At 42.1% G+C, this 15,535-nt stretch carries 16 protein-coding genes; 15 read left to right on the top strand and 1 reads right to left on the bottom strand.

Going from position 1 to position 15,535, the window contains the following annotated elements; all coding sequences use genetic code 11:
- Positions 1–264: 264 nt before the first annotated feature.
- The 13 genes from tssD (KN811_RS01160) (at position 265) to KN811_RS01220 (ending at position 13,906) form a co-directional block, all read left to right on the top strand.
- Positions 265–651: a type VI secretion system tube protein TssD gene (tssD, locus tag KN811_RS01160; RefSeq protein WP_187964373.1), complete on the top strand. Its 387-nt coding sequence runs from the start codon at positions 265–267 to the stop codon at positions 649–651.
- A 365-nt stretch (positions 652–1,016) separates the two neighbouring features.
- Positions 1,017–1,412 (top strand): type VI secretion system tube protein TssD, encoded by a 396-nt coding sequence (gene tssD / locus KN811_RS01165; RefSeq protein WP_187964374.1) that lies wholly within the window; start codon positions 1,017–1,019, stop codon positions 1,410–1,412.
- A gap of 11 nt (positions 1,413–1,423) precedes the next feature.
- The gene (locus tag KN811_RS01170; RefSeq protein ID WP_187964375.1) at positions 1,424–2,380 is read left to right on the top strand and encodes a hypothetical protein; all 957 of its coding nucleotides are present in this window, start codon (positions 1,424–1,426) and stop codon (positions 2,378–2,380) included.
- A gap of 5 nt (positions 2,381–2,385) precedes the next feature.
- Complete coding sequence (locus tag KN811_RS01175) at positions 2,386–2,757, top strand: hypothetical protein (protein WP_187964376.1); 372 nt, start codon at positions 2,386–2,388, stop codon at positions 2,755–2,757.
- 19 nt (positions 2,758–2,776) lie between these two features.
- Complete coding sequence (locus tag KN811_RS01180) at positions 2,777–3,370, top strand: hypothetical protein (RefSeq protein ID WP_187964377.1); 594 nt, start codon at positions 2,777–2,779, stop codon at positions 3,368–3,370.
- A gap of 12 nt (positions 3,371–3,382) precedes the next feature.
- A complete protein-coding gene (locus tag KN811_RS01185; RefSeq protein WP_187964378.1) occupies positions 3,383–5,182 on the top strand; it encodes a type VI secretion system Vgr family protein in 1,800 nt (599 codons plus the stop codon).
- Positions 5,183–5,227: 45 nt separating this feature from the next.
- Positions 5,228–6,427, top strand: coding sequence for a PAAR-like protein (locus tag KN811_RS01190; RefSeq protein WP_187964379.1), 1,200 nt, complete (start codon positions 5,228–5,230; stop codon positions 6,425–6,427).
- A 309-nt stretch (positions 6,428–6,736) separates the two neighbouring features.
- Positions 6,737–8,035 (top strand): hypothetical protein, encoded by a 1,299-nt coding sequence (locus tag KN811_RS01195; RefSeq protein ID WP_187964380.1) that lies wholly within the window; start codon positions 6,737–6,739, stop codon positions 8,033–8,035.
- A gap of 5 nt (positions 8,036–8,040) precedes the next feature.
- Complete coding sequence (locus tag KN811_RS01200) at positions 8,041–8,859, top strand: hypothetical protein (protein WP_187964381.1); 819 nt, start codon at positions 8,041–8,043, stop codon at positions 8,857–8,859.
- Positions 8,860–8,898: 39 nt separating this feature from the next.
- The gene (locus KN811_RS01205) at positions 8,899–10,347 is read left to right on the top strand and encodes an SH3 domain-containing protein (RefSeq protein ID WP_187964382.1); all 1,449 of its coding nucleotides are present in this window, start codon (positions 8,899–8,901) and stop codon (positions 10,345–10,347) included.
- 695 nt (positions 10,348–11,042) lie between these two features.
- The gene (locus tag KN811_RS01210; RefSeq protein ID WP_187964383.1) at positions 11,043–11,738 is read left to right on the top strand and encodes a hypothetical protein; all 696 of its coding nucleotides are present in this window, start codon (positions 11,043–11,045) and stop codon (positions 11,736–11,738) included.
- A gap of 6 nt (positions 11,739–11,744) precedes the next feature.
- Positions 11,745–12,707: a DUF3829 domain-containing protein gene (locus tag KN811_RS01215; protein ID WP_223129349.1), complete on the top strand. Its 963-nt coding sequence runs from the start codon at positions 11,745–11,747 to the stop codon at positions 12,705–12,707.
- Between the two features lie 146 nt (positions 12,708–12,853).
- A complete protein-coding gene (locus KN811_RS01220; protein ID WP_187964385.1) occupies positions 12,854–13,906 on the top strand; it encodes a WD40 repeat domain-containing protein in 1,053 nt (350 codons plus the stop codon).
- A 181-nt stretch (positions 13,907–14,087) separates the two neighbouring features.
- Here the strand turns inward: KN811_RS01220 and KN811_RS22075 are convergent, their stop codons facing one another.
- Positions 14,088–14,246, bottom strand: a complete 159-nt coding sequence (locus KN811_RS22075) for a phosphate ABC transporter permease family protein (protein ID WP_187964386.1) — start codon at positions 14,244–14,246, stop codon at positions 14,088–14,090.
- A gap of 20 nt (positions 14,247–14,266) precedes the next feature.
- Between KN811_RS22075 and KN811_RS01230 the strand changes: the two genes are divergently transcribed.
- Positions 14,267–14,869: a hypothetical protein gene (locus KN811_RS01230; protein ID WP_187964387.1), complete on the top strand. Its 603-nt coding sequence runs from the start codon at positions 14,267–14,269 to the stop codon at positions 14,867–14,869.
- Between the two features lie 30 nt (positions 14,870–14,899).
- Complete coding sequence (locus KN811_RS01235) at positions 14,900–15,499, top strand: DUF7691 family protein (RefSeq protein WP_187964388.1); 600 nt, start codon at positions 14,900–14,902, stop codon at positions 15,497–15,499.
- Positions 15,500–15,535 lie beyond the last annotated feature (36 nt).

Here is a 15,535-nt window from a genome sequence, read left to right on the forward strand (position 1 = left end):
GGACGGACTACAATCGAAATAAGTGTTTTTGAGGAAATAGAGAATCTTCGTGCTAAAGAAGGATTTATGGAATTAACTTCTTCCCGGTACATTGTAGAATGGTTCAATTCTAAGAGGGTAATTCTCACCTCCCGGAAAAAAGGGATTTTTTCATCTTTGTTTGTGTAATAAGTTCATATGTAATATATTGTAGACTGTTTTATAACTCAATATTTGATTTGGTATTTTTTATTTGTTAACCTTAATTTTTAAATTTTACGTATTATGTCATTTAAAGCAACATTATCTGTTGGCGGCAAGAAAGTAAATATCTTGAACGCTAATTATGACTTGGCACAAGAAGTAGATGCCACAGGACGACCTTCTTCCGTAACCCGTGGAGGGCGTATTCACCTTACCGTAGAATCCACAGGGGACTCTTTCTTCTTTGAGTGGATGACCAATAATTTTGAACGTAAAAACGGTGTTATCACTTATATCAAACGTGATACCGATGCCAAACTTCGCGAAGTAAACTTCACCGAAGGTTACCTGGTAAAATACAAGGAGAATTTTGATCACAGAGGGGACAATCCCCTGACAGAGACTTTCACCATCTCTTGCCGTATGCTCTCAAGCGGTGGCGGAGAGCATATCAACGAATGGGTATAACCTCATTCCCTTATTTATTGTAATAAGCGATCAAATCAAATATGACCAAAAGGGGATGGTAACAAACCTTCCCCTTTTTTACCCTACCCCCCCTTAAAAGCTAAATTAACCCTGAATTTGTTTTTCGTCCCGGACGAGGCGGAAGGGAGATACCCTGTATTGATTTATGTACAGGTAATGTCTGGTATACCCCTGTTGACCCGGAAAAGGAAGAAATAATCAGAAGATAAAAACCCGTACTGAAAATACCGGGTTTTCGGGATGGATCATGTTAGATAAAAAACGTACATTAACCTGCAAAATGGCTGAAGCTATGCCTTTAGCGATCAGGGAATAGTGACAAACCAAAGAAAACCTTTAAAGCAATGAGTTTCTTATCGAAATGTGTCATAGATGACCACGAAATGAACGTACTGGACTATGAGATCGTGTTTGACCAGGATAGTGATATCAGTGACAAACCGGCCTCCGATCCTCGTGGGGGTAAGATACGCCTGGTGGTGGAACTGACCAGGAGCACCATGCTGTATGAATGGATGATCAGCAGTTCCCAAACCAAGAACGGGATCATCACCTTTTATAAACGGGATGCTATGAGTACCTTGCGTAAAGTGGAATTTAAACGGGGATATTGCATGCACTATCGCGAACGATTTACAGCCGATAGCGACAAGCCTCTTCGCGTACAGATCATGATCTCAGCCAAAGAGATCATCATAAACAGTGTCCCTTTTTCCAAAAATTGGGCATTAAAATTATAATATTGTATTTAATGAACGGGATAGAATTTGAATATCATAAAATTGCCAGTAAATTTTTGGACACGGATATCATGGTGTCCACAGCGTACACCACGGGGAATGATTTTTTAGGTGACGAGTATGAGGAAGAAGATGCAAAGAGTGATATTATGGGCGATAAGGCAAACATCATGAACGACAAATATGACAATGACCTTTGTGATGATTGTGATCCCCCTGTTATAAAACTCAAAGAAGTAGTGGTATTCGGAAAACGAAAGGGAAGTGACACACCAAAATGGACTTCGGAAGTCACTACTCCTTATGCCCGTAGTTTTTCCAATTGGATGGAAGAATATGCAGACCAATACGGTTTTTCAGGTTCTAATGAAGAAGTGCAAATGCAATACGCCGCTCGTTTTGGTTCTACCTATAAAGAACCGAAACACAATGCCCTGGAAGACGTAGATGTCATCGCATTTATAGCCGGATGGAGAGCAGGGGCATTAAGTTGGGAAGACGGGAGTGTCGGCAGCGACCTGCAAAAAGCGGCAACCTATAGCATAGGAGGGACTATAGCCGTAACCTTTTTTGCACCAATGCTCGGAGAAAACCTCATAGGAAATATAGGACTGAATACCGGTAGAACAGCAATAATAAATGGTGTCGGAAATTTTGGAGGTCAGGTCATTGCCAACGGAGGGAGAATAGATCGTGTAGACTATTTTGATGTAGCCATTTCAGCAGCATGTAATGGTTACACATCAATATTGGCTCAAAGTGTTGTGGATTACGATGGTAAATTTAGCATAAATACCGGTTCGGATGCTTTGTACAATTTCGCTTTGGGAACCGCATTAAACAAAACCCCGGGCTTACCGAAAAGCTGGAACCTTTCAAAAACAAACAGAACCTTATATGATACCTATATCAGCATAGGAACAAATGCAGTCGGAGAAGGAGTTCGAAGCCTGAATGGAAAAGATTAAGATTCATGAAGAAAGAGAAAATAGTTTTACTCGTTTTATTTTCACTGTTTTTGATTTTTGCAGTATACAGGCATTTTACAAAAGCATCGGATATAGAAAACAATAAACTGACAGGGATTGCTAAAATTTATGACATTTCCTATTCCCATTACAGGTATAATGGAGATTATACCTTTAAGTATGAAGGAGAATGGTATAAAGGATACAAACATTTAAAAGAAGGTGAGGACAAGTCGCTTATCGGAAGGTATTTCGCTGTGGAATTTTCTTCCGAAAATCCCGCTGAAAATAAATTGTTATTAAACAAAGAAATAAAAGATACTTTAAAAATTAGAGAAGCAGGGTTTAAAATTCAGGCCCATGATAAATTAGAATAGAGCCCCAAACCGATAATACATGAAACGATACTTGTGTTTATATGTTCTTTTTTGTGTTCATTTTGTACAAGGCCAGGAAATTAGCCGGAAGGAGTTTCAAAAGATAGTGGATGAAACATGGAAAGCTATTCACTATATCAATAAATCGGAATACGCTACGGTTGAAAGCATATTGCAACTGGGAGCCATGAACGACAACAAGGAAACCTTCAAATCCATGACCAAAGATCCTGAATTGTACGAGGTATCCGGGGCGTATACAAAAGCTTTCGTTTTTCCATATTACGAAATGACGAATCAGCCTAATGAATTTCGGGTAAATATTTTTGCAGAAAAGGGACTAAAAGAAAAAAATAACGGAGAAAAATTTTCGCGGGCCAGGTATCTTTTTGTACTGACCGCAATAGTAACCTATGATCTTGATAAAGGAAGTGTGGTCTATAAAGAACACCAGCTCTTAACAGGAGAAAAGGATATTCACAGGTGGTGGTTATCCCAGTTTCATCAGCATCCCAACTATAATGAAAAGACCAAGATCATATATGATAAATTTGGTTTTGTTCCACCGCCACCACCGGCTCCTCCTGAAAATCTGAACAATACTAATGATTAAAATACAGTAATTATGGCGATGACAACCAGGGTTATAATCAGTATTGAGGGCGATAGCATCGATGAATTTGCCCATTTAAAGATCATCCAAAAGACTAATGCACATCACAAATTTTCGTTCCTGGAAACTTTTAATAAAGGGTTTTCGGCAGATGCTTTGGACAAGATGCAAAACTATATAGGCCGTAGCGTGCATATCAGGATTACACCTTTAGAGACTTTGGAAGAGGGAGAAATGGTATTTAAAGGTGTTATAACGGAAGCTAACCTGATTCGAAGTGGTGGTGATGCCGGAGGTATAGCCATTTCCGGATATAGCCCCACCGTTTATATGGATGGGGTACCGAACACCAAAAATTTTATAGGAGAAAGCCTTCCTCAGGTGATACATGAGGCTACCCGGAATCATGCCGGTAAAGTAAAATTCAGTAAAGACGTAGGTGAAGAACCATTGGACTATACGGTGCAATATAAAGAAAGTGATTTCAGTTTTCTGCGTCGCCTGGCTCGGAAAAAGGGGCATTGGTTTTATTATAACGGGGAAGAATTGATCTTCGGCAAACCCAAATCGCGCCATATCAACCTTCAATACGGGAAAACCCTGGAAAAATTCAATATAGGAGCAGGAACAGCCCCTCTCGGGTTTAAATATACGGGATATGACCCCACCTCGGCAGATACGCAATATGCCAAATCCACTGAAACCGGCTATCAATCCCGGGGCCTTACCCAGGCCATGATGGATATTTCCAGAAAAATATACCCGGAAGGAGAGTCCAATTTACTTTATCATCATCCCCTGCGTGAAGGCAACGCACGATCTCATCTTGTTGACAGGGTGAAAACACAACTCCACGGCAGGGTATCCAGGCTCGTCACCGTTAATGGAGCCTCTGAAGACACACGCTTTCGTATAGGGGATGTGATCAGCATCAAAGAGCCTAAATACGGTTTGACCAATAACCCGAAAGACCTGGTACAAGAGAAGTTTTACGGTAGCTATTATGTGATTTCCGTGACCCATAGCTGTGATGGCAATGGCAATTATTCGAATGAATTTACCGCAGTTCCCGAGGCGATAGAAGCTCCGCCATATACCGATGTATTAACCCCGCCTTTGGCGGAAACGCAACCCGCAGAGGTCATCGATAACAACGACCCTAAAGGATTGGGCCGGGTTAGGGTGAAATTCCATTGGGATTACGAAAGTCCATGGATACGAATGGTGCAGCCTCATGGTGGCGGAAACAAAGGTTTTTATTTTATTCCGGAAAAAGGCGAAGAAGTGATGGTGGCCTTTGAGGGCGGCAATGCCGAGAAACCGTATATTACCGGAACCATGTATAACGGAAACCAGAAAAGCGGGTATGCCACAGCCAATAATGATTTTAAGGTGATCCATACCCGCAGCGGGCATATCATTAAACTGGATGACACCAATGGATCAGAAAATATTACAATAACCGATAAGAATAAAAATACTATTTTTATAGATACAGCTGGTAATAACATAGATATAACAGCCAATGAGACCATGACCCTGAATGCCAGGAACCTGCTCCTCAATATTCAGGAAGACATGAACGTTCAGGTTGGGAATAACAAGACAGAGAGCATTTCACAAGACCATTCGGTTACCGCGACCAATACCCTGGAGATCATCTCCGGGAATAAGACCGTACAGGTGTCCGAAACCTTTGAGCAAAGCTCTTCTGAGGCCACTATGGTAACCCTTAGTGGCGACATGAATATCAAAGGTGCCGGGTTGGCCACCTTCCAGGGAGGCAGCGATGTCAAGGTAAGTAAGGGATAAGGATCAGTCACCGGAAAATTACCCAAGCGCAGTAAAATGAATACTATGGCTGGTGAAGAAAAGAAAAATAAGAAGACCCCGCCCGAAGGTAAAAAGTTCGTTATGAACGGCGCCCGCATAAAATGCGATTTATGCAGTAAACCGGAAGGCAAGCTCAGGGTTACTTCCAATGACCTGAAACTGCAGGATATGCTCTGGGCTAATATCAACGATACCAACGGAGCCCAGAACCTGGTCTTTGACGGCGTTTGTAATCACAGCAAATACGGGGACAAAAAACCTCCCTGCAAAAGTGTTATCCAACTGAAAGGGTGGGACAAACCAGCTTCGGTTTTTATACAAGATGCCCCCGGGATACTCATGGAATCCCGGAATTATTGTACGCCCCATAGCAATCAAAAAATAGAAATAACAGATAGCGGGCAAACAGCTGCCGAAAGTGAAATAGAAAAAAAGGACGAACATAGGGTTACATCGGTGGAAGGCCCTTCTGAGGTGTCTTTTAATTCGGTAGGAGAATATAGGGTAACCGGGTATAATGTAGATGAAGGGGAAGTGGATAAAGCCTCCATAAAATGGGCGTTCCGGGTGGACGGAAAAATATGGTACCTGAAACGTACCGGGAATACTCTCAATCTCAGGTTTAATGTAAAAGAACATATTGGTAAGGACATTCAGGTCATACCCTATATTTCATCCCCGGATGAGAACAATGGAACAACCACAGTCCTTACGAATATCTCCCTGGAATTTGATGGGCGTTTTTTATTATTACGTGTTGTTTTGCCTGGGGCAATACAGAGGTTCAGCTACCGGGCAGTATCCGGAAGGGCAGGTGACAACAATAGCTTTGACTATTCAGTAGAAAGACAAAGGCAACAAAATGTGGGGCCAATACCCGAGGGAGAATATTATATTAATCCACAGGAAATCCAATATACGGATGATCGGGGATTTATCGATGGGCTAAAAGGAGTTGTCGGAGGCGGTACGTTCCCGGGAGGTGAAAGGTCCTGGGGCAGTGCGCGTGTCTGGATAAAACCCGATCCTGTAACGGTAGAGGGTACGGTAAGAGGAGGTTTTACCATTCATGGAGGAAGTGTTCCCGGAAGTGCAGGATGTATTGACCTGGTAGAACAGGAGGACGAGTTTTTTGAAAAGCTCGCAGCGTATGGGGAAGATATGGATAGAATAGAACTTACAGTAGATTATAGCGGAATTCAAAACGGAACAATTACATGGTGAGAAAAATTGTATATATAATAGCCCTTGTCTTATTGGGTTTTTTCCTGCTTATTGAAATCGGGGACATTATCCATGTATTGAGAACCCCGGAAAGTTACCCGTTCGGAAAGGGAGATCTCCCCTGGTATTACAAAAATCAAAAAATGTATTTGCTCCAGGGAGGAGTTTTTTTGATATGGATTATACTGGGAGTCTGGTTGGGAGCCCGGGCTTTACGTAGAAGGACTTCCGACAGGTCTTTCGTTATTTATGCAATAATCTCGGTTTTATATTTGGTATTTATGATCTTAACCACTACTCGTTAGAATTATGGAAGAAGAAGAAATGTCCAACGCCATGCCGGGTCAGGAAGCCGCGACGAGTTTTGTTCAGGCCAGGGCCGATAGTATCGACTATAACTCTTTTGTCTATGACGACCAGGAAGAGGTAAGCACGGAAGAAGTCGTAGTCAAGGAGGTTGTCATCTGGATCACCGATGAAATTGCAACTGATATTGAGATCGACTGGCAGGCGACCTCCCAGGATGCTACCCATATCAAAATTGAATATGAGCCTGCTTCTTCTGAAGAAGCTACACATAAGTTGCAGGGAGATAGCTATGTCCCCGCTACAGAAGGAGCAACCCATAAAAAATTGGACGAACCCCGTTATAAAAGTGTAACGGAAGGTGCCACGCATAAAGGGACAGCCAAAATGCAGCCAGATGTGGGGTATTATAACGATATTGAAGGGTATGATGAAGACGGTATCTTTTACGCTAAGAAAAACAGTTCAGGAGCCAATAAGGACAAAACCACTTTCCCCATCTATAAAGCCTATATTTACAAAGGGGACGGTATAGGGAAAGCCAAGGAAAAACTGGAAGAGGATATAGATAATGATAACAAGGACCAGGCAGAAAGTGAACACTTGTATTTTGCACGTCATTCCGGCGGAGTTCTCCTGGCCAACAGAACTTATTTTAAGACCTTTTCTTGCCTGTCTCCGACCGGGAGGCATGGACAACCCGATTATTATCAGCTGATGTTTAGGGAAGGATCGAATAGCGGGAGGGTCTCATATCGCTATCGCATTGTAATTCCCGAAGCCAATTACAGTTCTAATCTTCTCAGGACAACCGGGAGCGGGGACAATGTCCAGGATATTTCCGAAGCAAATGAACACAAGCACGGCGACATGATATTCTTAACACAGAGGGATATAGAGGTAGGAGAAAACACCATTACTACGGATCAACGTGACGCTTCCTCATTTGATCCCTGGAAATCCAAGGATATGAGAGGGTGCCACGGCGTAAAAACGGAAAGTGGGGGCTATGTCAATAATGCCCATCAGTATCAGGTTTATAAGAATAAATATCACGCAGTAAATACCTGGGTAGAAGAAAAGGTACCGGAATTAAAAGGGATTTATGGCAGAAGGGGGTTTAGTGATAATACGGACAGTTCGGATGCCAAAATAAAAATGGAAGAGCCTACGGATATCGAAGTAGAATATAAAGCCTGGATAAAAGTAGACCCCCTGCCTGATGTAGACCATATACTCGGGATTTCCTCGGAGACCGAGGAAGAAGTGACCGAAGAAACAGTAACGGAAGAACAAAATTAGCGGATATGAGGATTTATACTAAAGGATTGTTGTTTGTATTATTTTTATGGACCACAGGCTGCCACGGAAAACCCGGGACTACAAATAGCAAGGGAGTTCAGGCAATGGAACCTGTAAAATCCGGGGATATTATAGAACAAGATTCCTTATCTGGTTTAATTCAGGCTTCGCTGCATCTGGGAGAATATCAAGGCGATCAGTTTGTCATTAATACGACTGAGGAAAAAGAACTTTTGCAGCAAATAAAAAATGTGGTTCATGACGGGGCAGAGATCAATGGAGAAGACATTTTAATGCTGGTACAAAGGGATGGGAGTGGTGATGGCTATATAACATCAAAACCAATATTGGAATTTCTGCTTGAAAATTACAAAGAGGATACCAAGCAGGAATTATTGGATAATATGGTACTCGAATCTATTCTGAATGCGGATTCGCGAATTGTAGAATTATTAATAAATAAAGGAGCAAATCCCGGTCCGGAAAAAATTACTGCGGCCATACAGGGGACTTCCCCCGATTATTATCCCTCATATGAAACATTGAAGGCCCTGGTAGAGCGGTTACATTTCGATCTTTACAAGGAATGCAATGTCACCCTCCTCTGGTGGATATTACAGGAACGGCAGTTTTTTGGTGGCTCCGAAAAAGATGTGGACCATATCCGGGCCGAACTGGAAGCCCGGAGGGAAGAAGCCTTTTTACCCTGTAACGAAAACCAGGTTTTCGACCCCGATTTTTTTGCCGTGAGCCGGAGTGCCTACGACCTCGGCATAGCATCCGATGACACGATAATAGCAGATATCTTCAAAGCCCTCAAATAAAAATCACCAATTCAAAGGTTGTTAAAATAAGGCAGATATATGGATTATGAGAATGGACCCCTGGAGGATACTATATACTTCCCGGATTCCAACGCCGTTCTGGAAAACGGTTATGCCAGGGAAGACGGTACACGTCACGGCCTTTGGTGCGCTTTTTACAAGAATGGGAATTTAAGGGCAGAAGGCATATACCAAGATGGGAAAAAAGAAGGCACATGGAAGATGTACGATCTGGAAAAAAGGCTCCTTGTAGAAGGACAGTTCCGGCTTAATTTTCCTGATGGGGTATGGGTTTGGTATGACGAAAAAGGCGAAAAAAGATTCGAGCGCACCTATAAAAACGGCTTTAAAGAAGGCACATGGAAAGGATATTACCCGGATGGCAACCTGTATGGGGAAGCCCGTTTTGCCAAAAGTCGGTTGCTCGAAGGCAAAATGTTCTCTCCCGATGGTCGGGAGATACCCTTGTTTACCCTCGGTAAGCTAATGGAACGTATTGTGCTTCTGGAAGGAAAGGACGGCCCGGTCAAAGGGGAAAAACCGGATAGCAGGGAAAATCTCTGGCGTTTTGCCATAAACAGCAAAAACCCTGATAAAGTAAAGGAACTGGCCGACAACGGAGTAGAGATAAGGCAGGGATACATAGATACGATCTGCGAAAAGTGGTACCAGGCCAACCAGAACGGAGGGGGGTATTACGGAAGGGAAACCATTGCATATTTTGATACCCCGCAGGCAACTGAAGCATACCGGAACGATTTCGGAAATAACTACTTTAACCAATTAGAAGCCGATAAACAGGGGGCATTCACGAACTATGAAAAACAGGCCGCCATTATTCGAAAATGCAGGGATATGCTGGATGCCGTTGATCGCTATGACATTGTTATCCGCAAACGGTTTATCGTAAAAATACTTTCGGCAGATCATGCCGAAGATGCCCGCTTTACCGGGGAAGAAGTGCGTTACTTTTGGAAGCGGGGCAAAATAAGTGTCACTGATATTATGGCTTACCCTTTGCCCATAGGAGGACCGGAAAAAAAAGACCTTATGGAAATAGCCCTGGATTCCTTTTATATGGAACCGACCATAGTACAGTTTCTCATAGAAAAAGGATATCCGGTAAACAAAGGCCACTTCGGAAAAATAGCAGCTATAAGGGAAAACTATTACAGAGATTTGATACCGGATGAAGATGGGGTGAGCAGGGTCAATTATAGCGAATCCGACATAGCCAATGCAGACCGTACCCTGAAGATCATTCGCAGAGCATTGGGCGATTTATCATTACCGGACGGTATCATTGCTGCCCCTGAAAATATCAATATGCGTGTATTCCCCAGTAGTACTTCACGTATTGTAGAAACCGTTTCCAGCGGTACCCTGGTCAGGCTACTGTCCCCTGTTGTTCCGGGGGATTGGGTGCATATTCGGTTGGAAAAAGGGAAGAGGGGATATGTTCTTGGGGATTTTTTGGTAAAAATCTAATTATCTGTTTCATAAAGACTTCCTCTTTTGAATTTTAAGCTGTCCGGTTTTTAAGAAAGTCTACAGGTTCGATTTATCCCCAAAATCTGATTTTTGACGGATTTTCTTTTCGAACCATCAGGATCAATGAAGTGGTGCAGCTTATCTATCACATTAACAAGGAGATAACCCCAATAAAAAACGGAACAAAAAAGAATATTTCCTTTTTGTTCCGTTAAGTGCGCCTGGCAGAACAATTTTCGAACCATTTTATGCAGGATTTAAAGAAACTGGCTGTTAAGTAAGCCGGATAATGTTGGTTTTAATTGCTATATCTATATCTTGATTTTGCAGGCTATATTCGCCAAATTCGAAGCTACAATACCCCCATGGCCCAAAAATGTTATACAGTTAAAGGTATAACGATGACAATATTCTCTCCACAGATACAAATTTCGTAGACGCTTTGTAGACGTTTTTCTGACCCCTCGTAGTCGCTGTATATGCGGCTGAAAATTGTTTTGGAGTTTTTGACCCTATACATTTGTTTTCAAATTTTAAACCATTTCAATTCCTTCGTACATTACCACTATTGGAGGGACTATTGTTTACTTTTAACGCAATGGAAGTGATCAAAAGAAAATATTAAAAAAAAAGAAGTCAATGCTTTCAGTAACCGCCGGTTCCGGTGGTCACAAACTTAAAAACAACAAACTATGTGGATTAGAATAAAAGACATCAGTATTAAAAAAATAGATGCCACGCATCTTAAAAATCCGAAAAATCCGGATAAGCCAATGCTGCTCAATTTATTTCAACGCGAGGGAAGGACAGTCCTGTATGTGTTAAAAAACAAAAAAGTATTTCCGCAATTCATCAATACTTCTACGGGTTTATCTATCCCAAAACGGAGATGGACGGAAGAGATGAAGACATTTGCCCAACAGGAAGTTGAGAAAGTTCCTCCACAAAAAGGAGGTTTTAAAGTAACTGTTTTTGGATGGCTCTTTCTTTTGGCAGTTGTTGGTATGCTGAGCTATATTGTCTATGACGGATTGATTGGCCAACCGCAGCGGATGAAAAAATTTGAGCAAAGAGAAGCAGAAATGGCTAGGGTGAACGAAGGCGACATTTTTTTGGGCCGTATTGAAGTGTATAAAGAAAAGGGAAGTCCATTAGGTATGAATCTGGAATTTGGCTGCTTTAAGGTAGTTAACATAGAAGGAGACGTTTACCATATTGCCAAAAGTATTGAAATGAGTAAAACTGCTAAGCCTCTCAACCAAATGAACAGCACCGATTTTGAACAGGAAGCCTTTGTGGTAAAGGGAAAGGAACTGGGGGCGCACCATAAAACATTTGCCTCGGATGATGGTTTAACCGAGATTTCCTTTCGGGAAAGAAAAGAGTAAAAAACAATGAAAAACCTGATTTATTTCTTATTGCTAAGCTTGGTCGTAACGGCTTGTAAAACTAACAATGAACCGGAAGGCAAAACAACTGAAACAAACCACGATGGTTTTATATCTCCTGAATTTTATTACAAGTACAAACAGTACAGCCATTATGAAAACTATCATGACTTGATAAACAGAAATTATGAGCAATATCTCTATGATGTGGATTCGGCCAGGGGGGCGCAGAAAAATGGAGTGTATTTTATATACTCCTTAACCACTGAAGAAATTGACCTGCTTGATAAGGCCATTGAAAGCAAGCCCGTTATCAACGAAGTGGATAAGGAAATGAAAGTGGTAAGCGGTGCCGTACGGCAATTGACCGAAGTAGTAAATGAAGCAAAAAACTATTATTACCGGGAAAATTATAAAGATGATGATTTTGCCAAAGCCAAAGAACTGCACCCCAGTATAATGGGGTTGTTTCAGGATTATTACAAGGCGTATTACGCCATGCGGGAAGCCTTTATAAAACTTCAATATAAAATGCTTGACGCCGATTTGAACGAGCTGAAAAAAGACGAGCAGCCCATCCGGTATCATGTATTAATGAACCTGGACCAGGGCCGAAAAATCATAAGATTCATTCAGGAAACACCGGATATAGGTGCACTCAACCTTTCTGAGTTGGATTTAATGTTCAACGCGTTTAAAGCCGGTTTGTCAGACCTGGAAGAAAGTATAGAACAGCAAGATGAAGCAAAGGAATTTGGAAATAGTAGCATTTTTTTGGAAGGGTATACGAATTTGGCCGGCAAGTTTATTATAAGCTTTCGAAATTTAAAACAGCGTGTGAAGAAGAAGGATTTTAATTATACGCCAACATACCCCAATGTTCCGGACAGGGGAACTCCTGAAAAAATGATAGAAACGTACCAAGAGATGTTTTGGGCATACAACCAATTGGTTCGAACATATTATTAAAAATTGCGAATGACTATGTGTGATTTTGAAAATGGATTTATTCTTTGTAGTTGTAAAACTGAAAGTGACAAAAGCAATGTAAGCGTTGATGGGCCGAATATTTATGGGAGTTATGTACTATTAAAAAAACGAATAAATATAAAGAGATGAAACACTTAAAAAAAATAACCTTGGTACTTATGGCCACCTTAACCTTTAGTTGTTCTAAAGATGATGATGGCGATACACCCCCGGAACCCACTTACGATGTCTATGTAGCGGGATATGAAGATAACGGCAATAACTATGTCGCCAAGCTATGGAAAAACGGTACGCCGGAAAACCTGAGCGATGGCTCTCACAATGCCTATGCCAATTCGGTATATGTTTCCGGTGCCGATGTCTATGTGGCGGGGTTTGAATCCAACGGTTCCGTCAGTGTTGCCAAGCTATGGAAAAACGGCATCGCCCAGGACCTGAGCGATGGCTCTCACAATGCCTATGCTTATTCGGTCGCTGTTTCCGGTGATGATGTGTATGTGGCCGGACATGAACGCAACGGTGCCAACAATGTCGCCAAGCTATGGAAAAACGGCATTGCCCAGGACCTGAGCGATGGCTCTCACAATGCCTATGCTTATTCGGTCGCTGTTTCCGGTGATGATGTGTATGTGGCCGGACATGAACGCAACGGTGCCAACAATGTTGCCAAGCTATGGAAAAACGGCACGCCGGAAAACCTGACCGATGGGTCTAACGCTGCCAGTGCCTATTCTGTCGCTGTTTCCGGTGCTGATGTCTATGTAGCGGGCTATGAATACAACGGTGCTGACGATGTTGCCAAACTATGGAAAAACAGCGAAGCCCAAAATCTCTCCGATGGGTCTAACGATGCCTATGCCTATTCGGTCTATGTGTCCGGTGATGGGGCCTATGCGTCGGGGTCTGAATCCAACGATTCCACTAGTGTTGCCAAACTATGGAACCTGCCTGCCGGCGAGGCAGGGAGCGGAACGTCAGAAAACCTGACCGATGGGGCTAACGATGCCTATACGTGGTCGGTCTATGTGTCTGGTGATGATGTGTATGTGGCGGGGACTGAATCCAACGATTCCACCAATGTGGCCAAGTTATGGAAAAACGGCACACCACAAAACCTGACCGATGGGGAGAACTATGCAGAAGCCATTTCAGTATTTGTGGCGCAGACCGTGGAGTAGGATGGCATTTATAGGGCAATTTGATAACTAAAAGGAGAATGGAAACAACCCTCAAAGAAGCCATCCGGCAAAAGGATTTTGCGAAGGTGGGAGCATGTATCAAAACAGGTACGGACACTTATAATGCCTTAGAAAAATATGAAAAAGAGTCTTTACTCCATGGAGCACTCAGGCACAAGTCCTATTCATTGGTACTGGCCCTTGTCGAAACCGGTTTGCTCACCACCGATGTGTTTGAACTCGACAACTGGATAGGCAGTGATATCTGGAACGTACTTTTGTATACCCCGTTTGAAAAAAATAACCATACCATCAGGAATAGCAGGGCAGGTAATACCATAGACAACACCGATGACCTGGATGAAGAAACACTTGCTTTTTAATATCGCCCTGGTTTGCAGCTGCCTGCCGATGAGTGTCGGCACACTTATTTTTTTAATCTGGTGGGGGGCGAGGGAGTTCTATGCAGTGGATCTTTATAAGCTGGAACATATGGGATTTGGATGGGCATTGATTTCCCTCTGGATTATCTTTATAGGGCTGGTCCTGCTGGTTGTTTTTTTAGTTAAAAAAAGAAAGAAAGGTATAATAAAAGGGGTTGTTGTTTTGGTTCTGTTGCTGTTGAATTATCCCGTTAGTAAAACGCTCATGGTCAAACGGACAAAACTTGAACAATATGCCTATGTAAGGGTGGAAAACAATACAGAACAAGATAAAATAGCGGTAAACATTTACCCTTATTTTTCAGTGGAAGATAAGATACTGCTTAGAAGAGAGAAAGGAAAAGTCTTTCGCTATACTCCTGAATACACCTATACCGGCGATCGCATGTATACGGTGAATTCTGCAATCTTAATCGTGGAAACCCCAGATGAAGAGTACAGGATAGCTTTGCCGGCCATTGAACGGGATGACTGTGTAAGATTTTACCTGGATCAGAACTTTACGCTTCAAAAAGAATAACCTAATTGGAAAAGTCAAAAAAATAAAATTATGAGCTATCAAATACAGGCAATACTTACAGACGGGAGAAAAGTACGGGGCGTTTATGGCTCGAACGATTTTTCGGTTATGGAAAAGTTCTGTGAAGATGAATTTTATGAGTACGATGCTTTTATTGAAGACAGGTTTGATCTGGAAACCGGCGAACTCTCCTCCAAAAAACTGTTGGAAAACATTATCTGCGGTACAACGGACAAATCGTACAACCACCTCTTGTTAAACAAGGAAGATGAAAAATTTTCCAATAGTGCGCTGGCAGCGGTTTACAGTTACCTTCACCGTGATTTATGCTTAATATATGGAAAAACAATCAACAGAAACAAAGACTCCTGGCCAATGTTCACGGCATATTTAGATGAATTTGAAACCCGATGCCGGGCATTTTTTAAGATTCCCTATTCGCTCGATTTTCCGCATATTTTCTGTGTACTGTATGAGGAAAGGGATGTGTACAAACAGCTTTATACCGAAAAATTGACAAAGCGATATGCCGAAGACAAAGCAACATTAGCGGAACTGTTGAAAGATATAGAATTCGTTTTTGACCAAATGAAGGAAACAGGCCTCGATTTGTTTTTTTGTAATTCCTAAATATGTGGGCCGAAGTTTACAGAACAAAGCCTACAG

Source organism: Sinomicrobium weinanense, from assembly GCF_018863395.1.
Taxonomy (GTDB): domain Bacteria; phylum Bacteroidota; class Bacteroidia; order Flavobacteriales; family Flavobacteriaceae; genus Sinomicrobium; species Sinomicrobium weinanense.